Genomic DNA, 23,088 nt, shown 5'->3' with positions numbered 1-23,088 from the left:
TGCTGGGACTGCCGCAACCCGGTGGGCCTTCGGTCGAGGCCCAGGCTAAAACGGGAGATCCCAAGCGTTTCCGCTTTCCCCGCCCCCTGCTTGATCACCCGGATTGCAACCTGTCCTTTTCCGGCCTCAAGACTGCCCTGATGCGGATGCGCGATCAGATCGTTGGAGAAAAAGGCGGGTTGACCCGGCAAGACCGCGCCGACCTGTGTCGGGGTTTTCAAGATGCTGTTGTCGACACATTGGCCGAAAAGACACGACGTGCCTTGGCCCTGTATCTGAAAGAAGGCCCGGCGGATCCCGTTGTCGCTGTGGCAGGGGGTGTTGCAGCGAACTGCGCGATTCGCGCTGCGTTAGAGACCGTTTGCCTAGAGCATAGTGCCCGTTTTATCGCTCCACCCCTGCATCTTTGCACTGACAACGCCGCCATGATTGCTTATGCCGGGATGGAGCGATTTCGGGCAGGTGTGTGCGACGATCTTAGTTTGACCGCCCGCCCGCGATGGCCCTTGGATCAATCCAGCCCTGCCTTGCTGGGCAGCGGCAAAAAGGGGGCCAAGGCATGAGTATTGCTGTGCTGGGTTCGGGGGCGTTTGGAACAGCGCTTGCGATATCGCTTTCCGGTAATGGTCGGGTAACCCTGTGGTCCCGTTCGGAAGAACAGGCGGATTTGATGCGAAAATCCCGCGAAAACGCCCTCCGCCTTCCCGGGGTGTCGTTACCCGACACGCTGAACATCACCTCGGATCTTTCCGAAGCGGCGGCCAATAAAACCCTGTTGTTGGCGATCCCCATGCAAAGACTGCGTCAGGCGCTGACCGACCATGCCGAATGTCTTTCCAGTCACCTGTTGGTTGCGTGCTGCAAGGGAATCGAACTGAACACCGGTGTGGGTCCGCTTTCGGTCATTACCCAGACGTTACCCAACGCCCGCCCCGCCCTGTTGACCGGCCCAAGCTTTGCCCGTGACATAGCAAAGGGCCTGCCAACCGCGCTGACACTGGCCTGTGTGGATGCGGATTTGGGAGCAACACTGCAATCCGAACTCACAACCTCGAATCTGCGGCTGTATCGCACGACGGATACGGTCGGCGCGGAGCTCGGCGGTGCATTAAAGAACGTTATGGCGATCGGTTGCGGCGCCTGCATCGGAGAAGGCATGGGAGAAAGCGCGCGCGCAGCTCTTTTGACACGCGGCTTTGCCGAGATGCAGCGGTTCGCCAGCCTGAAAGGCGCCCGTCCCGAAACTCTCATGGGGTTGTCCGGTCTGGGCGATTTGGTGCTGACCTGCTCTTCGGAACAATCCCGCAACTATCGGTTCGGCCTGGCCCTTGGCCGCCACGAAACATTCGACAGCGCAACAACGGTCGAAGGCGTCGCAACCGCCCGCGCCGTGGCGCAGCTTGCAAGCGAACAAGGCCTCGACATGCCTATCAGCACGGCCGTAGCCGAACTAAGCGGCGGTGAATACAGCGTCGCCGAAGCCATTCGATATCTACTCAACCGACCCCTCAAGGAGGAATGACATGCTGATTGCCCTGATTGCCCGGGACAAGGATGGTTCCCTGCAAACCCGGCTTGACAATCGCGCCGCCCATCTGGCCTATATCGAAGAGACCGGTGTGGTGTCGCAGGCCGGTCCCTTGCTGAACGGTGACCAAATGGTCGGTTCGCTGATCGTTCTGGATGTCGAAGATTTGGCCGAAGCCCAAAGCTGGGCCGACAACGATCCTTATGCCAAAGCCGGGCTGTTCCAATCCGTCGAATTGATACCGTGGAAAAAGGTGATCGGCTGATGGCCTATTGGTTGTTCAAATCCGAACCCTCGACCTGGAGCTGGAATCAACAATTCGCAAAGGGCGAGGCGGGCGAAGAATGGGACGGCGTGCGCAACTATCAGGCCCGCAATTTCATGCGCGAGATGAAGTTGGGCGACCGGGGCTTCTTCTATCACTCACAAACCGAAAAAGCGGTGGTCGGCATTGTCGAGGTTTGCGCCGAGGTTCATCCGGATAGCAAGGCCGGCGATCCACGCTGGGAATGCGTCGACATCAAGGCGGTACGTCCGTTTGAAGCCGCGGTTACGCTGGATCAGATCAAGGCAGATGAGGCTTTGTCGGATATGATGCTGGTAAAAAACTCACGACTGTCCGTGCAACCTGTAACCGAAGCGGAATGGCGACGGGTCTGTGCGTTAGGGCAGACGATGCCGGATTGACGCACTTCGCTGATGGCACGGATCGACTGGTAGCACGAACTTAATTTTCGCCCGAACAGCGCTACTCGAGAATTTGGGAAGGTCCTGACGCATCAGAACCTTCCCCACCCCGCGTGCTCCCATTTCACCACACGCGTTTTGAAAACTCTGGTCCTGACCGTCCTGGTCTTAGTTCACTTCATAGCCGATCCAGTGCCACTTGGGCAAACCTTAAGTATCTAAAATATAATCCAAATTCTCCAATAAACGCGAAACGCCGCCGAAATGCTCCGGCGGCACTCAAAGTCGATTTCTGTCGGATCAATAGCGGTAGTGGTCTGGTTTGAACGGGCCTTCCGGCTTGACCCCGATATAGTCCGCCTGATCGGCGCGCAGTTGGGTCAGCTTGACACCAATCCGATCCAGATGCAGACGCGCAACCTTCTCATCCAAGTGCTTGGGCAGAATATAGACCTGGTTGTCATAATCCTCGCCTCCGGTCCAGAGCTCGATCTGGGCCAGAACCTGGTTAGTGAACGAGGCCGACATCACAAACGACGGATGGCCGGTTGCGTTTCCAAGGTTCAGCAGGCGGCCTTCGGACAGCAGGATGATGCGATTGCCCGAAGGCATCTCGATCATGTCCACCTGTTCCTTGATGTTGGTCCACTTGTGGTTTTTCAAGTTCGCAACCTGAATTTCGTTGTCGAAGTGACCAATGTTTCCGACGATGGCCATATCTTTCATCTCGCGCATATGCTCGATGCGGATCACGTCCTTATTGCCTGTCGTCGTAACGAAAATATCGGCAGATGCAACTTCGTCTTCCAGCAGAGTCACCTCGAAACCGTCCATCGCCGCTTGAAGCGCGCAGATCGGGTCAACCTCGGTCACTTTCACCCGGGCACCAGCTCCGCGCAGCGAGGCGGCAGAGCCTTTTCCAACGTCGCCATACCCGCAGACGACGGCAACCTTGCCCGCCATCATTGTGTCGGTGGCGCGGCGGATACCGTCGACCAGCGATTCCTTGCAGCCGTACTTGTTGTCGAACTTCGACTTGGTCACGCTGTCATTAACGTTGATCGCCGGGAACGGCAGATGGCCTTTTTCCATCATCTTGTACAGGCGATGCACGCCGGTAGTGGTCTCTTCGGACACGCCCTTGATCATATGGCGTTGCTTGACGAACCAGCCCGGACTTTCTGCCAAACGCTTCTTGATCTGCGCGAACAGCGCGACTTCTTCTTCCGATTGCGGATTTTCGATCAGGTCGGTCTCACCTTCCTCGACCCGTGCACCCATCAGAATGTACAGCGTCGCATCGCCGCCATCGTCAAGGATCATGTTTGCGCCGCCCTCGGGGAACTGGAATATCTGGTCGGCATAATCCCAGTATTCCTCGAGCGTTTCGCCCTTGACGGCGAACACCGGCGTTCCACTTGCAGCGATCGCAGCAGCAGCATGGTCTTGTGTCGAGAAAATGTTGCATGATGCCCAGCGCACATCCGCGCCCAGCGCAACCAGCGTCTCGATCAGAACGGCAGTCTGAATGGTCATATGTAGCGATCCGGCAATACGGGCGCCTTTCAATGGCTGGCTTTCACCGTATTCTGCCCGCAAGGCCATCAGCCCCGGCATTTCTGTTTCGGCGATATCCAGTTCTTTGCGGCCATATTCGGCCAACGAAATATCCTTAACGATATAGTCTGCGGGCATCGGTTGCTCCATTCCGACAAAGCTCATCCGCGCAGCGCATAACATCCACCGGCGGGCATGGCAACTTTGTCAACCTGACAACCGATCTATCCCACAGTGTTCTTGTATCCAATTCAGCTTGGTGTGCCCTGAGCCTCGATTTTTGGAATGGCTTCGAAGAAATCCGTGCCTGCGGCGACAACACAGGCAATCCCGTTGGCCTGAGTCAAAAGCACGGTATATGTACCTGTTTCCTTCGAAGACCAGACTTCCATGACGGATTGCGCACCACTGGTCTTTTGCAATCCGCCAAATGTCAATTCTTCAGCGAATTTTTCTTTCAGGTTGGCAACAATGGTATCCCGCATCGCACAACTGGCGGCAAAAGCGGGTGGCGCGGTTGCTGCCATGCCGAATGCAAGGGTAAGGCCCAACAAGCGCTTGAACATGACGTTCTCCTTTCGATACACGTTTCGATCTGAGGAGGACGCGCCGGGAGGAATGCACGCCCCCCTCTGCACTTGATATCGTGATCCACGCGCGCCGGTTCAAAGCACGTCCCTTCAAGAAGGTGTTGGCAGCATGTGATCAGGATGAAATACAGGCTACGCTGCAATTGTGGCATCACCACGGCAAGGCAAAAGGGGCATGGCAGAATGGCAACACAACCCAGAGCGTGGCAAAGAATGCTGTCGGGCCGCCGCCTGGATCTGTTGGACCCGACGCCAGTCGATATCGAGATCGAGGATATCGCCCACGGCCTCGCCTTCGTTGCACGCTGGAATGGTCAGACGGATGGCGATTTCGCCTATTCCGTGGCCGAACATTCGCTGCTGGTCGAGGAGCTTTTTGGCCGCATCGCACCGAAGGCTCCGGTCAAATGGCGCTTGGCCGCGCTGCTGCACGACGCCCCAGAATACGTGATCGGCGACATGATCTCGCCTGTTAAATCCGCCGTTGGGCCGGATTATGGTGATCTCGACGATCGCCTCGCCGCAGCCATTCACATCCGGTTCGGCTTGCCCGCCGTCATCCCCGCAACGATCAAGAAACAGATCAAACGCGCCGACAAAATCAGCGCCTGGATGGAGGCAACCCAGATCGCCGGCTTTTCCGAGACCGAGGCGACGAAGTTTTTTGGGCGACCGGATAAAGCCGTGATGGAAGGGTTGGAAATCAAGTTAAGACCACCGATTGAAGTACGGGAGGCGTATACCGATCGGCATGCGGAGTTGTTGGGAAAACTCTAGTCGCTTGGTTTATGAAAAGCGTTTGCGGATAATTCTGCTGCCTGAGTTACCTAGATGAACTTCCAAGCACGTCGATAATAAGCGAACAATCATCACGATTGGAAATGGGATTGCAGGGCAAACTCGAGTAGTCATCTTTTGACAGCTCAACTCCATCTCATATGATAAAAAACTCATCGTCTTCGTCACCGATTTCATTGAACACTATTCGGAAAAGCCATTCGCTTTGGCCTGTTTCAAACTCTTGCGCCAAGTAGCGGACGTTACCGCAATCCCTCGTCAGCAAGGCGGTCTGGCAATCGCCTTCAACGCAATGACCAACTGTTCGCGGATACTGAGCAAAGGTTGGATTTCCCGCATCAATACATGCCGCGCGTACTTGGAAAACTGATCCGACCAATACCACAGTAAATAGAAGCGGAAGTTTCAACTCTCACCGAGGGCTACGCTTCGCCAAAATTCTCTGCAACGTCCGGCGGTGCATGTTCAAGCGGCGGGCGGTTTCGCTGACGTTCCGGTCGCACAGTTCGTAAACCCGCTGAATATGCTCCCACCGCACACGGTCCGCGCTCATTGGGTTTTCCGGCGGCGGCGGCAACTCGTCGCCCTTGGCAAGCAGCGCGTTGGTGATGTCGGTCGCATCGGCCGGTTTCGACAGATAATCCGTGGCACCGATCTTGACGGCCGCGACGGCGGTCGCGATGGCGCCGTATCCGGTCAGCACCACGACCCGGCAATCCGGGCGCTTTTCTCTCAGCACTTCAACGACATCCAGACCATTGCCATCCTCCAGCCGCAGGTCAACGACGGCAAATGCGGGCGGCCGAGCAGTTGCGATGGCGCGGCCTGCCGCAACCGACGCCGCGGTTTCAATTTCAAACCCGCGCTTCTCCATTGCTTTGGCCAAACGCCGCAGAAACGGTTCGTCATCATCTACCAGCAAAAGCGACTTGTCGGGTCCGATTTCAAGCTGGGAAGTGTCGGCCATGCTCTTTCTTTCTGCGATTATTCGGTCTTTGCCCTATCGGCGAGTATTACCAGCCCCTCGGCAAAGGTCAAACGCCCTATCGCACTTACATGTTACCCAGAAAACAGCCGATCTTGTCGGCCATCTGCTCAGGAGTCTCATCGCGCTTGAAGAACTCGACAAAACCGTGCTCGGGTAAAACCAGGTAAGAGAAGGTCGAATGATCGACGAGATAGTATTCGTCGCTCTTGTCATGCGCCTTGTAATAGGTCTTGTAAGCCTTACTGGCTGCCTTGACCTGTTCCGGCGAACCCGTCAGGCCGATCATCCGCTCGTGCAGATTCAGGGCAAAATCGCCGACCACCTCTGGTGTGTCCCGGTCCGGGTCGATCGATATGAAGACCGGCGTCACTATTTGGCCGCGCTCTGAAAGAATGTCGACAGCCTCGGCGTTACGTGAGGTATCAAGCGGGCAGACGTCCGGGCAAAACGTATAGCCGAAATACAAAAGCGACGGTCCGGTTAACACATCCTTATCGGTCACGGTTTCGCCCTTGGCGTTGACCAGTTCGAACGGGCCGCCGATCGAACCTGCACCCCCGGCAATCTGGCTGGAGCGGCACTGAGCAAATTGATCATCCGATCCGCGCCCAAGCGTCAAAACCCAAGTGGCGCCCAGGACGACAAGTAAAATAGCGGCGGCAATGATGGCATAAAAACGGGTCATGGAGCGGTACCTGAGGTATGGGTTGTTGATCGTCTTGCGGCAGACACCTATCAAGGTATTCAGCCGTTGCAACAGGACATAATCAACCGATGCCGAATTCCAATATGAGCCTTTGGCGCGGACAAGAGCGCAGCAGCTGGATTCGCCTGCGAACGCTTATTCTGTTGCGCTGGGTGGCTATCGCCGGTCAGATCATCGCAATCACCGTCGCACAGCGGTTCTATGACCTCCAACTGGAACTGGGGCTTTGTTATTTTGCCATCGGAATCTCGGTCATGGGCAACCTGGTCGCGATTTTTCTGTTTCCCGAGAACAAACGGCTGTCAGAGTTCGAGAACTTTCTGATGGTATTGTTCGACCTGCTGCAACTGGCATTCCTTTTGTATCTCACGGGAGGTCTGCACAACCCGTTTGCATTGTTGTTGCTGGGTCCGGTGACCATTTCGGCCAACGTGATGAGCTTGCGTTCGACCATGATCATTGGCGCGGTGGCGGTCATTCTAGTGACGCTTTTGGCTATTTTTCACCTGCCCCTCAGAACCGACATGGGCTTTATCCTGCGAATCCCCGACATATTCGTGTTCGGCAACTGGGCCGCCATCGTTATCGCGATCGTGTTTCTGGGAGGATACTCCTATCGGATCAGTTCCGAGGTTCAATCCATGTCCGAGGCACTGGCAGCGACCCACATGGCGCTGGCGCGGGAACAAAAGCTGACCGATCTCGGCGGTGTTGTTGCCGCTGCAGCACACGAATTGGGAACACCGCTGGCAACCATCAAACTGGCGAGCTCTGAACTTATCGAAGAACTTGATGACCGGCCAGAGCTGCGCGAAGACGCGGTTCTAATCCGCGAACAGGCGGACAGATGCCGGGATATCCTTCGCAACATGGGGCGAGCGGGAAAGGATGATCTGCATCTGCGTCAGGCGCCTTTGTCGACGGTGATCCACGAATCCGCCGAACCGCATGTGAACCGTGGAAAGATCGTACATTTTCACGAAGGCCCAAGTGCTGGTGGCGATGTGCAGCAACCCTCGATCCTGCGCAAGCCCGAGATCATTCATGGGCTTCGAAACCTGATCCAGAATGCGGTGGATTTTGCACGCAAGAATGTCTGGGTCGAAGCGGAATGGACCGACAATTGGATCATCATCAACATCATGGATGACGGACGCGGTTATCCGCACCACATGATAGGTCGAATCGGTGATCCTTTCGTGCGCAAGCGCCGCGCGGAATCCGACCACAAGGAGCGCCCGGAATATGAAGGCATGGGTCTGGGATTGTTCATCGCGAAAACATTGCTGGAACGCAGTGGTGCCGAACTGAAATTCGCCAACGGCGCTGATCCGTATCAAACTCTCACCGACTTGTCCGACCGCCGCGGCGCCATCGTTAAGGTTATCTGGCCGAGAAACCTGATCGATGCACAAACCGGAGATCACCCGGTTCCGTCCGGGCACAATCAGCAGATCCCGATTTGAGTTAACGAACCATTAACCATTCCTGCCCAAGGATCACTCATGGTCGTACGGAATTTCGCAGCATTCACTCATGGTTGATTGGCTCCTGCTGGCAGGGCTTTGCACTGTGACTTCGGTCCTTGCCGTCCTGTGGCTGGCACCGCGAAAGCGGTCCCGAAATATGGCCTATGGGCTTTTGTCGCCCGACATGCTGCACAATTCGGTTTTCCTCTTTGCGGGGAATGATCTGGTTACGCATTCCGACATTTCGCTGGCTGGGCACGAAGACGTCACGGACTGGGGTGGTCTGAGGCGATTGTTAAGACGCAATTTTCCCGCGTTTCCGGAAAGTCCCGAAGATGTCTGCGTCGCAGGTACGATCGTGGTTCCCGCAATCAACAGCATCTTGATGCAGGACGTTTTGTGCGAATGGATAGACGGGATCGTGCGCGTGCAAATCCGTGACCTGCCCGAGCAGCACGAAGGGCGCCAAGTGCAAGACAGCTCTAATACGCCTCTGCGGTTGACAATGGACAAGGCTCCCTATCCGGTCTGGCTGACAGATCACAAGAACACGGTAAGCTGGTGCAACACCGCCTATGTGTCGTTGGCCCGCAAGATTCGCGGCAAAGACACCGACCTGACCGCGCCTATGTTTCCAGACGCGGACGAGGATATGCAGCCCGGGAAGAAATACCGGTTCTCGCTGACGGCCGGTGATACCGAGAGAAAGCTGTGGTTCGACCTTTCGATCGTTCCCCATGACGAGGGAACTCTCTGTTATGCCGTCGATGTCAACGCAATCGTGGAGGCCGAGGTCGCCCAGCGCAAGTTCGTACAAACATTGGCAAAAACCTTTGCACAACTTTCGATCGGTTTAGCTATCTTTGATCGCAACCGGCAACTGGCCCTGTTTAATCCAGCTTTGGTTGATCTGACCTCGCTGCCTGCGGATTTTTTGAGCTGCCGGCCAAAAATCTCTACTTTCTTCGACCGCTTGAGAAATCAAAACATGATGCCGGAACCCAAGAATTATGGCGGGTGGCGAAAGCAAATGAACGATCTTCTCGAAGCGGCCACTGATGGCAGTTTTCAGGAAACTTGGTCCTTGCCTTCTGGGTCGGTCTATTGTGTCAGCGGCCGGCCACATCCCGACGGCGCTGTTGCGTTCCTGTTCGAAGACATCACCGCCGAGATAACCCTGACGCGACAGTTTCGTGCCGAACTGGAACTGGTCCAGGCGATATTCGACAAGCTTGCTGACGCAATCGCTGTGTTCTCACCGGATGGGTCGTTAGCTTTTTCCAACTGCGCCTATTACCACCTTTGGGGTACCGAACCGGACGCAGGATTAATCCAACAGAGCGTCCAGGAAATAACCCGAACTTGGCAAGATCAGTGCCTTGCCACACCGGTCTGGGGAGAGATCCGCAACTTCGTCACCGACAGCGACAAGCGTGCCGAGTGGTCGGCGTGCGTCAGTCTGCGGGATGGAACGCCGGTGTCTTGCACGGTCAGCCCCATTCAGAATGGCGCGACCATTGTTCGGTTTGCTGTTATGGCGGACCCGCCTGACATATCTGTACCGGAGCAAGCCTGCACCTGAACCTGCTTGCAGCGGGGTCCCGCCGACGCCATTGTGGCGCCATGACGCCTGCCCCGTACCAAATCACTCTTGCGACCGCGGACGACACTGCCGCGTTTGCCGCCCTGTTGGGGGCCGAACTGACGCGCGGCGACGTTTTGTTGCTGGCCGGCGAGATTGGCAGTGGCAAGACTCATTTCGCCCGCAGCCTCATCCAGTCACTGCTGATCGAAACTGAAGATGTCCCTTCGCCAACTTTCACCCTTGTTCAGACTTATGACACGCAGAAAGGTGAAATCTGGCACTCGGACTTGTATCGATTGACCGATATCGACGAGCTTGAGGAACTGGGATTGACCGACGCATTTGAAACCGCGATCTGCCTTGTCGAATGGCCGGAAAAACTGGGTCCGCTCGAACCTGCCGGCGCATTGAGGCTGCTGTTTGAAACGGACCCGGAAAACGAGGAAACCCGGCACCTGAGGGTCACATGGTCTGATCCGAAATGGAACCTGCTTTTGGAGATACTTGAATGACGAACAGAAAGGTTCTGGCCGAAACCTTCATTGCCCAGACCGATTGGGCAAACGCGACTTCTGCACCGCTGGCCGGGGATGCCTCCAACCGCGGATACAAACGCCTGACCGATCCCGAAACAGGTCGCACCGCGGTTCTTATGGATGCTCCTGCGGACATGGGAGAAGACGTCCGCCCATTCGTCTCAATTGCCAACCACCTGTTGTCCGTGGGGTTGAGCGCGCCCCAGATCTACGCCGAGGATTCCGAAAACGGCTTTCTTTTGCTCGAAGATCTGGGTGACGACCTGTTCGCGCGCGTTCTCGAACGGGAATCGGAGCTTGAACCCGAATTGTACGAGGCCGCGACGGACGTACTTGTACAATTGCATCAGGCACCGCTGCCGCCGCTCGACAGCTATGACCCGACACTGATGACCGAACTTGCAGCGCTGGCTTTCACAAAATATGCCTTTGGCATCATCCAAGAGGTAAACCAGCATACCCAGGAACGGTTCGAAAACCGGTTTTCGGACATACTGCTGCGCGAGACGCAAGGCCCCAAGGTTCTTATTCAACGAGACTACCACGCCGAAAACCTGATCTGGCTGCCGGATCGTGAAGGCGTGCGTCGCGTTGGCTTGCTGGACTTCCAATGCGCCATGCTGGGCCATCCGGCGTACGATCTCGTGTCCCTGCTTCAGGATGTTCGCCGTAAAGTTTCAGCAGGTGTCGAGATGAAGATGATCAATCACTATGTCGAGGCCACCGGATCGAACGATCATGATTTCCGAACTGCCTATGCCGTTTTGGGCGCGCAACGGAACCTCCGGATCCTTGGCGTGTTCGCCCGATTGGCAACCGAAAACGGCAAGCCGAGATATGTTGATCTCATTCCTGCGACATGGGCGCTCTTGATGCGCGATCTGGAGAACCCTGCGCTGGCTTCAGTCGCCGGTTTCCTGCGCGAAACGCTCCCGCCACCGACACCGGAAAACCTCGAAAAGTTGCGAAACAAATGACCTACGGCCCGGATGCAGCGATGCTATTTGCGGCAGGGTTCGGCACGCGCATGGGCGCGCTGACCAAGCACACACCCAAGCCGCTCATCAAGGTCGCAGGCCGCCCGCTGATCGATTACACGCTGGATCTGGTTCGGGCCGCGGGTCTGAACCGCATTGTGGCAAACTTGCACTATTTACCGGATCAGCTGGCTGCGCATTTGGTACCCCGTGGCGTTTTGTTGTCGCGAGAAGAGCCCGAGATTCTGGATACCGGTGGTGGTCTTCGGGCTGCGTTGCCATTTCTGGGTGCCAATCCAGTATTCACTCTGAACACCGACGCAATCTGGGCCGGCCCAAACCCGCTGGAAATGCTGCGCACCGCGTGGAACCCTGACATCATGGATGCGCTATTGATGTGTATACCGGTGGCACATGCGCTGGGGCATTCCGGCGCCGGAGATTTCATGGCTGACGCCGAGGGTCGCATTCGGCGCGGCCCTGGCCTTATCTATGGCGGCATACAGATCACCAAGACCGAAGGGTTGGCACAGTTCACGGAGTCTTCCTTTTCATTCAACAGGTTATGGGACGTGATGCAGCAGCAGAACCGCCTGTTTGCGCTCCGATATCCGGGTCGTTGGTGCGACGTCGGCCATCCTGTGGGCATTACCCTGGCCGAAGAGTTGCTCGCCGATGTTTGAAGCCAACGCCAGCCCGCGCGTATTTGCTGTCGCGCCCGGCGTGGATTTCCCAAAGGCGCTTGTGACCGGGCTGATGGCGCGCACCGCACATCTGCCACCCGAAACGCTGGCGCGGGCGCAAGTGGTCGTCAACACCCGCCGCATGGCGCGTCGCGTGCGCAACCTGTTCGACGCGGGTCCAGCCTGTCTGTTGCCACGCATGAGTTTGATCACTGATCTGGGCGAAAGCGCGGATCTGTCCCGATTACCGCCGGCAATCCCGCCGCTGCGACGCCGGTTGGAATTGACGCAACTGATCGGCAAGCTCTTGGACCAACAACCGAATCTAGCGGCCCGCGCCTCGCTTTACGATCTGGCCGACAGCCTTGCGACGCTGATCGACGAAATGCAGGGCGAAGGTGTATTGCCCCAAGCCATCCAACAGTTGGATGTCAGCGACATGTCCGGGCACTGGGCGCGGGCTCAGACTTTTATCTCGATCGCCGACCAGTTCATCACTTCCGGGGACGACGCGCAGGACGTTCAGGCGCGGCAACGGCGGGTTGTTGAAGACCTGATTGACCGTTGGCAGGCAGATCCGCCGCGCCATCCGATAGTACTGGCTGGATCGACCGGCTCGCGCGGGACCACGCTGATGCTGATGCAGGCTGTGGCTCGCTTGCCGCAAGGCGCTTTGGTTCTGCCCGGGTTCGACTTTGACCAACCAGATTACGTCTGGTCTGGTCTGGATGACGCGTTGTTGTCCGAAGATCACCCGCAATTCCGGTTTCGCAAATTGATGCGTGGATTGGGGATCGAACCGCACCAAATCACCCGTTGGACGGATGACGCGCCCCCATCGCCTGCCCGCAACCGTCTGGTTTCCTTGGCTTTGCGCCCTGCCCCGGTCACTGACGCCTGGATGGCCGAAGGCCCAGACTTGGCCGACCTGGTCCCCGCGACAACCGACGTGACGCTGGTCGAGGCGCAATCTCCCCGTGCCGAAGCGCTGGCCATTGCCCTGCGTCTACGACAGGCGGCGGAAACCGGTCAGACGGCAGCGCTGATCACGCCCGACCGGATGCTGACACGACAAGTCAGCGCCGCGCTGGACCGCTGGGCCATTGTGCCTGACGACAGTGCCGGTTTACCACTTCAGCTTTCGCCGCCGGGACGGTTCTTGCGACATGTTGCCGGGCTGTTTGTCAATCGGCTGGATGGTGAAGCGCTTCTGACGTTGTTGAAGCATCCCCTGTGTCACGCCGGTGGTGAGCGTGGCGCGCACCTGTTGCACACCCGTGATCTTGAACTCGACCTGCGCCGCAATGGCCCGCCTTATCCTGACAGCGCCAGCCTTACCGGTTTCGCGATCCGCAAAGAAATGCCCGAAGGTTGGATGCAATGGCTGACCACGCATTTCTGCGATCAGCAAGTGACCGTTGAGCTGCCGCTGGCCGACTGGGTTCACCGCTTGCGCGGGTTGGCCGAGAAGATTTCGTCAGGAAGCACAGGTGAGGGGGGAACTCTCTGGGACATGAACGCCGGTCAAAAGGCGCTTGCTGTGATCACGTCGCTGGAGGACGAGGCCGCGCATGGTGGTACCATGGTCGCTCGCGATTTTGCCGATCTTCTTGGCGCGCTGCTAGCGGGCGAAGAGGTGCGCGACCGCGACGCGCCTCATTCCAGCATCATGATCTGGGGTACGCTTGAGGCGCGGGTGCAGGGGGCCGACCTGCTCATTCTCGGCGGCCTGAACGAAGGGAGCTGGCCCGAGGCCGCCACCCCTGACCCCTGGTTGAACCGTCAGATGCGCGACAAGGCGGGGTTGCTGCTGCCCGAACGGAGGATCGGCTTGTCGGCCCACGATTTCCAACAGGCCATCGCCGCACCCGAAGTCTGGTTGACCCGTGCCAGTCGCTCGGACGACGCCGAAACGGTGCCTTCGCGCTGGCTTAACCGACTGATCAACCTGTTACAGGGTTTGCCAGACGCGGATGGCCCCGACGCTCTGGACGCTATGCGTGCTCGCGGCCGTCAATGGTTGGATTGGGCGGCAAAGCTGGAAGAGGCACCGCGTCTGGATCCGGCCCCGCGCCCCTCTCCGCGGCCGCCCGTATCGACGCGCCCGACGCAGCTGTCGGTCACCGAAATCAAGAAGCTGATCCGGGATCCGTACGCGATCTATGCCCGTCACGTGCTGTCGCTGAAACCGCTCGATCCGCTGGTTCAGGCGCCGGATGCCTTGCTGCGAGGGATTGTGATCCACGAAATTCTCGAAGCATTCATCCGTGACAGCGTTCTGGATGGCGCGCTTTTGACACGTGATGCGTTTCTGAAACGCGCAGAAACCTTGCTGTTGGAACATGTAGCCTGGCCAACGGCGCGAAAGCTATGGCTGGCGCGTCTGGCGCGGATTGCCGACGCGTTTCTGGCCGCCGAGATCACCCGCCGCAGCGATGCCGGGCCTGTTGCGTTCGAGGCCAAGATGAAAAAACGCCTCGATCCATTGGATTTCACGCTCGTAGGGCGGGCCGATCGGGTTGATCAGACAGCGCGGGGGTCGTTACGGATATACGACTACAAGACCGGTATGCCCCCAACCGAAAACCAGCAATCGAAATTCGACAAACAGTTGCTGATCGAGGCCGCGCTGGCAGAAGAGGGCGGGTTTGAAGGGTTCGATCCGATGCCGGTGGCTCAGGCCGTTTTCATCGGCATGGGCGGGACGTACAAGGAAGTTCCGGCGCCCTTGGAAAAAGAACCGGCCGATAAGGTTCTTTCGGAACTCAAACAACTGATTTCCGCTTACTTAGAGCCTGATCAGGGATATTCCTCGCGCCGAATGCTGCACAAGGATTCCGACACTGGCGACTACGATCACCTGGCCCGTTTCGGTGAATGGGACCGAACCGCAAATCCCGTCCCGGAGGACCTGACATGACCCCTCGGAACGAAGCGACCGAGCGGCAGGTGCAGGCGGCGCGGCCCAATGCCTCGACCTGGTTGGCGGCCAACGCAGGGTCGGGCAAGACGCGGGTACTGACCGATCGTGTTGCGCGACTTTTGCTGAGCGACGTGCAACCACAGCACATCCTGTGCCTGACCTATACCAAGGCAGCGGCCAGCGAGATGCAGAACCGGTTGTTCAAACGGCTGGGGAAATGGGCAATGCTGGACGACGACAAGCTTTTGTCAGAGCTGACAGAACTGGGTGTCGAGCATGCGATCGATCCTGCCCGTCTGGCACACGCCCGCACGCTGTTCGCCCGCGCCATCGAAACACCGGGTGGCCTGAAGATCCAGACCATCCACTCTTTCTGTGCCTCGCTCTTGCGCCGCTTTCCGCTTGAGGCAAGGGTCAGCCCTCAGTTTACCGAGATGGAAGATCGGGCCGCCGCCTTGCTGCGCGAAGAAATCGTCGAGGATTTTGCCGATGGCCCGCAAGCACCGCTGATCGACGCGGTTGCGCGTTTTGTCACCGATACCGGTTTTGACAAGCTGACACAGGCAATCACGACAAACCGTAACCTGTTTGCCAATCCTTGTACTTGGGACGATCTGCTGCGCCTGTTTGACCTACCCGAAAGCTTCAATGAGCAACGCCTGCTGGATCACGTGTACCTAGGCGGCGAAGTTGAATTAATTCGGTCGCTACTGCCTGCGCTGACCGAAAGTGGCGGCAACAACGCCAAGGCTGCGTCGAAACTTGCCGGATTCACAGACGCAACGCTGGCTGGGCTGCCTATTCTGGAAGACGTGCTGTTGACCGGCGCAGGTGCGAAAGAACCTTTCACGGCAAAGATAGGCGGCTTTCCCACAAAAGCCATGCGGGAAGGAGCACTGACTGACGCGATGCCGGCGCTTGAGTCGCTGATGCTCCGGGTTGAGAACGCGCGAGAAAGGCGGCTGGCGTTGGTTGCGGCGCAGAAATCATTGGCCCTGCACAAATTCGCCACCGCGTTCCTGCCGGAATACGAGCGGCGCAAGCAGTTGCGTGGCTGGCTGGATTTCGACGACTTGATCCTGAAAGCACGGCAGCTGTTGAACGACCCCGCGGTCGCGGCCTGGGTGCTGTATCGTCTGGATGGCGGTATCGACCACATTCTTGTGGACGAAGCACAGGATACCAGCCCGGAACAATGGGACGTGGTCGAGAAACTGGCGCAGGAGTTTACCAGCGGAGAGGGCGCGCGCTCGGACGTGGAACGCACGATTTTCGTCGTCGGCGACAAGAAACAGTCGATCTATTCCTTTCAGGGCGCCGATCCGCAGGCCTTTGACCGGATGCAGGGTGCGTTTGGCCGAAAACTTTCAGAATCAGGCTCTAACCTGGAGAATCTGACGCTTGAATTCTCCTTCCGCTCATCCACGGCCATCCTGCAACTGGTGGATCTGGTGTTCGACAATTGCGCTGATGCCGGATTTCACAAAGACGCTCTGCATCGCGCGTTCAAGGCCGACTTGCCGGGGCGGGTGGACCTATGGCCGGTGGTCGAAAAGGTCGATGATGAAGAGGATGGCGATTGGACCGATCCGGTCGACCGGCCCAGCGCGCGGCATCATACGGTCGTACTTGCCGAGCAGGTGGCCCAGTCGATCAAGGCGATGATCGAGCGTGGTGAAACCATCCCCGAAGACGGTGACACACCCGGCACATTCGTTCGCCGCAAGGTGCGACCGGGCGATTTCCTGATCCTCGTGCAGCGCCGTTCGGACCTCTTTGCCGAGATCATTCGCGCCTGCAAATCCGCAGGCCTGCCGATTGCGGGCGCCGACCGTTTGAAAGTGGGCGCGGAACTGGCCGTAAAGGATCTGGCAGCGCTTTTGAGCTTTCTTGCCACGCCCGAGGACAGCCTGTCTCTGGCCACTGTGCTCAAATCACCGTTGTTTGGCTGGTCCGAGCAGCAGCTTTTCAATCTGGCGCATGCACGCAAGGAGAAATACCTCTGGGCCGCACTGCGCCAACGCGAAAGCGAGTTTCCGGGAACGCTCGCGGTGCTCAATGATCTGCGGGGCCAGACCGATTTTCTCAGGCCCTACGATCTGATCGAGCGCATCCTCACGCGCCACGACGGGCGTCGAAAACTGCTGGGGCGGCTGGGGCCCGAGGCCGAGGACGGAATCAACGCGCTGCTCAGTCAGGCGCTGGCTTATGAACGGACGGATATCCCAAGCCTGACGGGTTTCCTTGTCTGGATGCAAACCGACGACCTGGAAATCAAGCGCCAGATGAGCGGAGTGGGTGACATGATCCGGGTGATGACGGTTCACGGTGCCAAGGGGCTGGAGGCGCCGATCGTGATCTTGCCGGATACGGGTGCGCGCAGGGCGCCAACGGATGACGAAGTGATGCGGGCCGAGGGCACACCGCTTTGGAGGGTGTCTCGGGACGCTTCGCCAAGGATCGTCGCGCAGGCACGCGAAGAGGCGCAGGCTAAACAGATGGCCGAACGGTTGCGTCTTTTGTATGTGGCTCTAACACGGGCGGAAAAGTGGTTGATTGTTGCGGCGGCGGGCGATGTCGGCAAGGACGGGACTAGCTGGTACCAGATGGTCGAAGCGGCAATGGATCGGGCTGGCGCCACTATCGTCGAGGGTTCCGGGATCCGGCGGCTGTCACATGGCGATTGGGATGGGTTGCCCTTTGCGGATATTGTCGCTTCACCGGAGGAAGCCAAAATTGAATTGCCAGAGGTGTTCTGGCGTTCCGCGCCTTTGCTCGAACTGGCGTCGGAAACCATCAGCCCTTCGGATCTGGGCGGCGCAAAGGCGCTGCCGGGGGATCTGGGGCTGGATGAAGAGGCGGCCAAATTGCGGGGGACCCGGATCCATTTGCTGCTGGAGCATCTGCCGGGAATCGCCCCTGAAAATCAGGCCCGGCTATGCGCTCGTTTGTTGCCCGATATGCAAGAGGCCGAACGCGAGGAGTTGAGAGCCGAGGCCGCGGCGGTGCTGAACGCACCGCATCTTGCACCGGTATTCGCGCCGGACACACTGGCCGAAGTTCCGGTGACCGCAAAGCTGTTTTCGGGCCGGATGCATGGCGTTATCGACCGGCTGATCGTAACGGAAACCGACGTGCAGGCCATTGATTTCAAAACGAATGCGACAGTTCCGGATGCCCCGGAATCCTGCCCCGAAGGCCTATTGCGACAGATGGGGGCCTATGCCCAGGCGCTGGCGCAGATCTATCCCGGAAAGACGATCCGCACGGCAATCCTGTGGACCCGCACCCCCAGTCTGATGTGGTTGCCCCACGATCTTGTGAGTGATGCACTTGGGCGCACCAAGATATCTTGACCTCCCATAGTGGCGGACCTACTTTCATTTCCCAAGCGCATTCCATTCAGGAGACAGAATATGTCCACCGTAGCCGTCACTGACGATACCTTTGATGCCGAGGTCAAGAACTCGGATGTTCCCGTTGTCGTAGATTTCTGGGCCGAGTGGTGTGGTCCCTGCAAACAGATTGGCCCCGCTCTGGAAGAGCTGGCGGTTGAATATGGCGGCAAGGTGAAAATCGCCAAGGTCGATGTCGACAGCAACCCGAACTCGGCTGCTGCAATGGGTGTTCGCGGCATTCCGGCGCTGTTCATTTTCAAGGATGGTCAGGTCGTGTCGAACCGCGCCGGCGCTGCGCCGAAAGCGGCACTGCAGAGCTGGATCGACGAGTCGATCTGAGCCCGGCCAAAACCCGAATTAGGTGAAGCGCCCAACCGGGCGCTTCTTTTTTGTACGAATTGTACCGGGTTTTCAGGGGGCCTTGTCCATTTTGTACAATTCATTTGCGGGCTTTCACGTTGCAACGGCCGCCCGCATTCTCGTGCTATAGTCGCTTTCATCATGGCAACGCACGACAACAGACGCTGGTGGATACTTGGGGCGATGGGTGCCATCCTTGGGGTGGTGCTGCTGGATGAAACCGTCATCGGCGTCGCGTTGCCGACCATCCGGCGCGACCTTGGCCTGTCCCAATTGCATGCGCATTGGGTGGTCAATGTCTATCTGCTGATGCTTGCGGGTCTGGCCGCTGCTGCCGGGAAAATCGGGGATATCATCGGAGCGCGAGTTCTGCTGAACTCGGGGTTGCTGTTTTTCGGAGCGACGTCGATCCTTGCCGGGTTTGCCGAAAGTGGCAGCGCGTTGATCTTTGCGCGGGCTGCACAGGGCGTTGCGGCGGCGATGATCTTTCCGCTTTCGCTTGTTCTGGTCACGCATTCCTTTCCGAAAAAAGAGCGTGGTATGGCGTTGGGGCTGTATGGCACCATCGGCACCTGCTTCATGGCGCTGGGGCCGATGGTCGGGGGTCTGCTGACCGAATATCTGTCGTGGCGATGGATTTTCTGGATCAATCCTCCGATCGTGCTGGTCGTGTTTGCCATCGTCTGGGCGTTCTGGCACGACACGCCGAACGCGAAGGACACCCGCTTTGACCTGGTCGGGTTCCTGTTGTTGATTGCTGGCCTGGTGTTGTTGATCTTTGGCATCATGGAGGGGCCCGATCGCGGATGGTCACAGCCGGACACGCTGATCCCGCTTTTCCTTGGAGCGGTATTGCTGGTTCAGTTCGTGCGTCACGAAAGGCGGGCCGAGTCCCCGCTGATTGCGGTCGAACTGTTTGCAAGCCCGAATTTTCTTGCGTCGAATCTGGTTATCTTCACCGCCCAGTTCGTGAAGATCGTGATGCTTGTTTTTGGGGCGATGTATTTCCAAACGGTCATGGGATTCTCGCCGTTCAAGGCGGGGGCCGCCTTTTTGCCCGCCGTGGTGCCGCAGATCATCGTGGCGACGGTTACGGGGAAGTTGGCGGACAAATACGGATCGCGGATGCCATCACTGGTTGGTGCGTCGGGGGCATCCATTTCCATGTCGGTTCTTGCCATCGGCCTTGCCCTGCAGGATTTCTTGCTGATCATGTCCGGGTTGTTTTTCTGGGGCATGGTCGTGACCTTTCTGTTCGTTCCGCCCCGGCGGGCGGTCCTGCTTTCGGTGCCGGAACACATGCATGGGCAGGTGAGCGGTGTCACCATGACCTGTCAGCTTATGGGCGGGACAATCGGGATCGCGGCATGCAGCACCGTTTATACGTCCACCGGTTCGATAACATCGGTGTTCACGGTGTCCGCTATACTGGCGGCGGGCGTTTTCCTGTATGGATTGATCGCGCTGGATCGCGCCACACCGGCGACAGACGAACCGGAACCCGGGTGAGCGTTTGAAACTGGACCGATCAAGCCGCAAGGTCTGGCCCCTTGAGGATGCCGTGCGGGCATGCATTGTGGCCCGGTAACAGAAGGCAGGAGCAGGCATGGCCAAGACACGGGTGCTGGTGGAATTCGGGATGGGTACATCGCTGAGGCGTGAGGACTATACCGAGGCGGCGAAACGCGCGCTGAAAGACGCGCTGTGGCACAACTCGGTCAACATGGCCGAACTGTTCGGCTTTGCGAAAGAGGCAATGATCATCGATGCCGAGATCGGCGTGCAGCGCCCCGATCTGGTCGATGTTGCGGTGCTGAAGGCGGTGTTTCCCTATGGCCAGCCCAGCATCACCGTGACCGAAGGCGGTCTGGATATCGACAAGCCGCATACTGACGGGCGCACCGTGATCGCAAATGCGGCGATTGTTGTCTCGTTTGACATGGAGCCTGCGGCATGACCGAAAGACGTATCATTTTGGAAATGGGAACCGGCAACGACCTGTATGGTCAGGACTATACCAAGGCCGCGCGCCGGGCGGTGCAGGACGCGCTGCATCATTCCTCGATCACGCTGTTTTCGAAGCTGGGCGTGGATCATGCCGAGATGCGGGTTCAGGTGACCATCGGCGTGCAGGAACCCGGCAAGGTGGATTGCGACCTGGTTGCGTCCGACCTGCCACGGGGCCGGGCCGAGGTGCGGGCGGTCAAGGGTGGTCTGAATGTCAGGGATGCCGGGGCCGGAACATGCCACGTGGTTGCCACCGCCGCGGTCGAGGCGTTTCTGCCGGACATGGCGGGGAAGTATCGGCTGAGCTGATCGGGGCCGTGTGGTCGCGGTGCAGCAAATACGATCAGGTTGAGCTAAAATGGGAAAGATTCCCGCTTTTGATCGGCTGGTATCGGGTGACTTTTTCGGAAAGGGCCAGTGCATGACAGATCGAGTTTCAAGCCACTACGACGGCGGCGGCGGTCTGGCCGGGAAGATCGCCCAAGGTTTGCGGCGGAACGGATTGGAGCCGCATGAATTGAGGCCATCGGACCTTGAATCCGTCGATGAGTTTCACTTTCGCGGCCGGGCGGCAACTCTGGAGCTGATTGACCGCATGACACTGACCGAAGAATCGAAGGTTCTGGATATCGGCTCGGGGCTTGGGGGGGTGTCACGCACGATTGCCGAGGTTGTCGGTTGTCCGGTGATCGGTATCGACCTGACTCCGGAATTTTGCGAGGCGGCAACCGAGCTGTCGCGCTGGGTTGGGCTGTCGGGCAATACCACGTTTCAGCAGGGCGATGCGCTGAACCTTGCGTTTGATGATCACGCGTTTGATGCCGTCGTGACCGTGCATGTCGCTATGAACATTGAAAACAAGATGCGGATGTACAAGGAGGCCCGCCGGGTTCTGTCGGCGGGAGGGACATTCGCGGTTTATGACATTCTGCAGGGAGATGGCGGGGACATGCTGTATCCGGCGCCCTGGGCGCGGGACCCCTCGATCAGTCATCTGGCAACCCCGGACGAGATGGAAGCCCTGCTTGCCGGTGCCGGGTTTGAAATCGTGCAGGCGATCGATTCAACCAAAGAAAGCCTTGAGTGGCTGGAGGACAGAACCGCGCAATCCGACATGGCAAAGCCGCTGCCTGTTACGACGGAGCTGTTGTTCGGGGCGGAGTTTCGGGACATGACGCGCAACCAGCTGCGCGGGCTGAAGGAGCGGCGGATGCTGACCGTCAGCTATATCTGCAAGGCGTGATCCGCGCCGGCCGATTGCAGGTTTGGATCTGGCGGATTGGCAAAAGAAAAAGCCGCCCGGTTGCGAGCGGCCATTCTAGCTGTATCCAATCATGATGCAGATCAGATCTTGGCGATGTCTGCACGGGTCAGACCGATGTCATCCAGCTGGGCGTCGGACAGTTTCGTCAGTTCCCGGCGGGTCTTACGGGTTTCGTTCCATTCGACGATGGTGTTTTTAACGTCGATCAGTGCGTCCACTACGTGGAGAACGGTGACTGCTCCGAGCGGCGCATGGATATTTGCGGTGGTTGCCATTTGCGCGATCCTTCTAAGTGAAACAGCCGATCCTTCATCGGTTGTGATCCCCATCTAGGATCATGGATCGAGATTCACAAATGCCCGCTCGTCAGCCCCGAATTGCATTTTGTGCATATCTTTGACGCGCGTGCCATGACGGTTGCGCCCAATCGCCGACCGGCCCATATACTGCGGGCAAGAGATACGGAGGCATTCATGGCAGACAGCGACTTTCCCGGCTGGCACGGAACCACGATCATCGGCGTCAAGAAGGGCGGCGAAATCGTCGTTGCGGGGGACGGTCAGGTCAGCCTTGGGCAGACCGTGATCAAGGGCACCGCGCGCAAGGTGCGGCGGCTGAGCCCGGGCGGATTCGAGATTGTCGCTGGCTTTGCCGGGTCGACGGCGGATGCGTTCACGTTGCTGGAACGACTGGAGGCCAAGCTGGAGGCGACGCCGGGCCAGCTGGCGCGCGCCTCGGTCGAGCTGGCCAAGGACTGGCGCACCGACAAGTACCTGCAAAAGCTTGAGGCGATGCTGATCGTCACTGATGGCAAGGATCTGTTCGTGATCACCGGGGCCGGGGATGTGCTGGAGCCCGAGCATGACGTGGCCGCGATCGGGTCGGGCGGCAATTTCGCGCTGGCGGCCGCACGCGCGATGATGGACAGCGACAAGACCGCCGAGCAGGTCGCGCGCGAAGCGATGGCGATCGCCGCCGATATCTGCGTTTACACCAACGGCAATCTGACGGTCGAGACGATCTCGAAATAGG

At 58.3% G+C, this 23,088-nt stretch carries 24 protein-coding genes; 18 read left to right on the top strand and 6 right to left on the bottom strand.

From position 1 onward, the window contains the following. The 4 genes from AC2FNB_RS06545 to AC2FNB_RS06530 form a co-directional block, all read left to right on the top strand. On the top strand, nt 1–563 hold a 563-nt coding region (locus AC2FNB_RS06545), incomplete at its 5' end, for a tRNA (adenosine(37)-N6)-threonylcarbamoyltransferase complex transferase subunit TsaD (RefSeq protein ID WP_496745219.1). Continuing rightward, nucleotides 560–1,522 carry an NAD(P)H-dependent glycerol-3-phosphate dehydrogenase gene (locus AC2FNB_RS06540; protein ID WP_496745217.1) on the top strand — a complete coding sequence of 321 codons (963 nt, stop codon included), beginning with the start codon at nt 560–562 and terminating at the stop codon, nt 1,520–1,522. The genes AC2FNB_RS06545 and AC2FNB_RS06540, both read left to right, overlap by 4 nt. 1 nt (nt 1,523) lies before the next feature. Beyond that, the gene (locus AC2FNB_RS06535) at nt 1,524–1,793 is read left to right on the top strand and encodes a YciI family protein (protein WP_480752200.1); all 270 of its coding nucleotides are present in this window, start codon (nt 1,524–1,526) and stop codon (nt 1,791–1,793) included. Then, nucleotides 1,793–2,215, top strand: a complete 423-nt coding sequence (locus tag AC2FNB_RS06530; protein ID WP_496745215.1) for an EVE domain-containing protein — start codon at nt 1,793–1,795, stop codon at nt 2,213–2,215. The genes AC2FNB_RS06535 and AC2FNB_RS06530 overlap by 1 nt, the downstream gene beginning before the upstream one ends. A gap of 300 nt (nt 2,216–2,515) precedes the next feature. Here the strand turns inward: AC2FNB_RS06530 and ahcY are convergent, their stop codons facing one another. After that, nucleotides 2,516–3,910 (bottom strand): adenosylhomocysteinase, encoded by a 1,395-nt coding sequence (gene ahcY / locus AC2FNB_RS06525; protein WP_496745213.1) that lies wholly within the window; start codon nt 3,908–3,910, stop codon nt 2,516–2,518. Nucleotides 3,911–4,023: 113 nt separating this feature from the next. Continuing rightward, entirely contained in the window at nt 4,024–4,338 is a 315-nt protein-coding gene (locus tag AC2FNB_RS06520; RefSeq protein WP_480750012.1) for a hypothetical protein, read from the bottom strand. 207 nt (nt 4,339–4,545) lie between these two features. On the opposite strand from AC2FNB_RS06520, the gene AC2FNB_RS06515 reads away from it, so the two are divergent. After that, complete coding sequence (locus AC2FNB_RS06515) at nt 4,546–5,139, top strand: HD domain-containing protein (protein WP_496745210.1); 594 nt, start codon at nt 4,546–4,548, stop codon at nt 5,137–5,139. 157 nt (nt 5,140–5,296) lie between these two features. On the opposite strand, the gene AC2FNB_RS06510 is transcribed toward AC2FNB_RS06515, so the two are convergent. The 3 genes from AC2FNB_RS06510 to AC2FNB_RS06500 form a co-directional block, all read right to left on the bottom strand. Next, complete coding sequence (locus AC2FNB_RS06510; protein ID WP_496745208.1) at nt 5,297–5,569, bottom strand: hypothetical protein; 273 nt, start codon at nt 5,567–5,569, stop codon at nt 5,297–5,299. 3 nt (nt 5,570–5,572) lie between these two features. After that, the gene (locus AC2FNB_RS06505; protein ID WP_480750014.1) at nt 5,573–6,127 is read right to left on the bottom strand and encodes an ActR/PrrA/RegA family redox response regulator transcription factor; all 555 of its coding nucleotides are present in this window, start codon (nt 6,125–6,127) and stop codon (nt 5,573–5,575) included. An 85-nt stretch (nt 6,128–6,212) separates the two neighbouring features. Further along, nucleotides 6,213–6,833, bottom strand: a complete 621-nt coding sequence (locus AC2FNB_RS06500; RefSeq protein WP_496745206.1) for an SCO family protein — start codon at nt 6,831–6,833, stop codon at nt 6,213–6,215. A gap of 89 nt (nt 6,834–6,922) precedes the next feature. Between AC2FNB_RS06500 and regB the strand changes: the two genes are divergently transcribed. The 12 genes from regB (at nt 6,923) to AC2FNB_RS06440 (ending at nt 22,035) form a co-directional block, all read left to right on the top strand. Then, entirely contained in the window at nt 6,923–8,320 is a 1,398-nt protein-coding gene (gene regB, locus AC2FNB_RS06495) for a sensor histidine kinase RegB (RefSeq protein ID WP_480750016.1), read from the top strand. A gap of 70 nt (nt 8,321–8,390) precedes the next feature. Further along, nucleotides 8,391–9,905, top strand: coding sequence for a PAS-domain containing protein (locus tag AC2FNB_RS06490; RefSeq protein WP_496745204.1), 1,515 nt, complete (start codon nt 8,391–8,393; stop codon nt 9,903–9,905). Nucleotides 9,906–9,946: 41 nt separating this feature from the next. Next, nucleotides 9,947–10,420 carry a tRNA (adenosine(37)-N6)-threonylcarbamoyltransferase complex ATPase subunit type 1 TsaE gene (tsaE, locus tag AC2FNB_RS06485; RefSeq protein WP_480750018.1) on the top strand — a complete coding sequence of 158 codons (474 nt, stop codon included), beginning with the start codon at nt 9,947–9,949 and terminating at the stop codon, nt 10,418–10,420. Next, a complete protein-coding gene (locus AC2FNB_RS06480; protein ID WP_496745202.1) occupies nt 10,417–11,421 on the top strand; it encodes an aminoglycoside phosphotransferase family protein in 1,005 nt (334 codons plus the stop codon). Before tsaE ends, AC2FNB_RS06480 begins: the two co-directional genes overlap by 4 nt. Beyond that, complete coding sequence (locus tag AC2FNB_RS06475) at nt 11,418–12,104, top strand: nucleotidyltransferase family protein (protein ID WP_496745200.1); 687 nt, start codon at nt 11,418–11,420, stop codon at nt 12,102–12,104. Before AC2FNB_RS06480 ends, AC2FNB_RS06475 begins: the two co-directional genes overlap by 4 nt. Continuing rightward, nucleotides 12,097–15,024, top strand: a complete 2,928-nt coding sequence (addB, locus tag AC2FNB_RS06470; RefSeq protein WP_496745198.1) for a double-strand break repair protein AddB — start codon at nt 12,097–12,099, stop codon at nt 15,022–15,024. Before AC2FNB_RS06475 ends, addB begins: the two co-directional genes overlap by 8 nt. Continuing rightward, a complete protein-coding gene (gene addA / locus AC2FNB_RS06465) occupies nt 15,021–18,383 on the top strand; it encodes a double-strand break repair helicase AddA (protein WP_496745196.1) in 3,363 nt (1,120 codons plus the stop codon). Before addB ends, addA begins: the two co-directional genes overlap by 4 nt. Nucleotides 18,384–18,443: 60 nt before the next feature. Beyond that, nucleotides 18,444–18,764, top strand: a complete 321-nt coding sequence (gene trxA / locus AC2FNB_RS06460) for a thioredoxin (RefSeq protein WP_480750023.1) — start codon at nt 18,444–18,446, stop codon at nt 18,762–18,764. Nucleotides 18,765–18,926: 162 nt separating this feature from the next. Beyond that, nucleotides 18,927–20,294 carry an MFS transporter gene (locus AC2FNB_RS06455; protein WP_496745194.1) on the top strand — a complete coding sequence of 456 codons (1,368 nt, stop codon included), beginning with the start codon at nt 18,927–18,929 and terminating at the stop codon, nt 20,292–20,294. A gap of 97 nt (nt 20,295–20,391) precedes the next feature. Then, nucleotides 20,392–20,742: a Lin0512 family protein gene (locus AC2FNB_RS06450; RefSeq protein ID WP_480750025.1), complete on the top strand. Its 351-nt coding sequence runs from the start codon at nt 20,392–20,394 to the stop codon at nt 20,740–20,742. Continuing rightward, entirely contained in the window at nt 20,739–21,101 is a 363-nt protein-coding gene (locus tag AC2FNB_RS06445; RefSeq protein WP_496745192.1) for a Lin0512 family protein, read from the top strand. Before AC2FNB_RS06450 ends, AC2FNB_RS06445 begins: the two co-directional genes overlap by 4 nt. A 112-nt stretch (nt 21,102–21,213) precedes the next feature. Next, the gene (locus tag AC2FNB_RS06440) at nt 21,214–22,035 is read left to right on the top strand and encodes a class I SAM-dependent methyltransferase (protein WP_496745190.1); all 822 of its coding nucleotides are present in this window, start codon (nt 21,214–21,216) and stop codon (nt 22,033–22,035) included. Nucleotides 22,036–22,136: 101 nt separating this feature from the next. Here the strand turns inward: AC2FNB_RS06440 and AC2FNB_RS06435 are convergent, their stop codons facing one another. After that, nucleotides 22,137–22,331, bottom strand: coding sequence for a DUF1127 domain-containing protein (locus tag AC2FNB_RS06435; RefSeq protein ID WP_480750028.1), 195 nt, complete (start codon nt 22,329–22,331; stop codon nt 22,137–22,139). Nucleotides 22,332–22,529: 198 nt separating this feature from the next. Here AC2FNB_RS06435 and hslV point away from each other — a divergent pair, with 198 nt between their 5' ends. Then, nucleotides 22,530–23,087 carry an ATP-dependent protease subunit HslV gene (hslV, locus tag AC2FNB_RS06430; protein WP_480750029.1) on the top strand — a complete coding sequence of 186 codons (558 nt, stop codon included), beginning with the start codon at nt 22,530–22,532 and terminating at the stop codon, nt 23,085–23,087. The last annotated feature ends 1 nt before the right edge of the window (nt 23,088 follow it).

This window comes from Ruegeria sp. BHSB058 (assembly GCF_059613285.1).
Note: the sequence above shows the minus strand (reverse complement) of the source record. Positions and strands in the feature narration are given on the sequence as shown.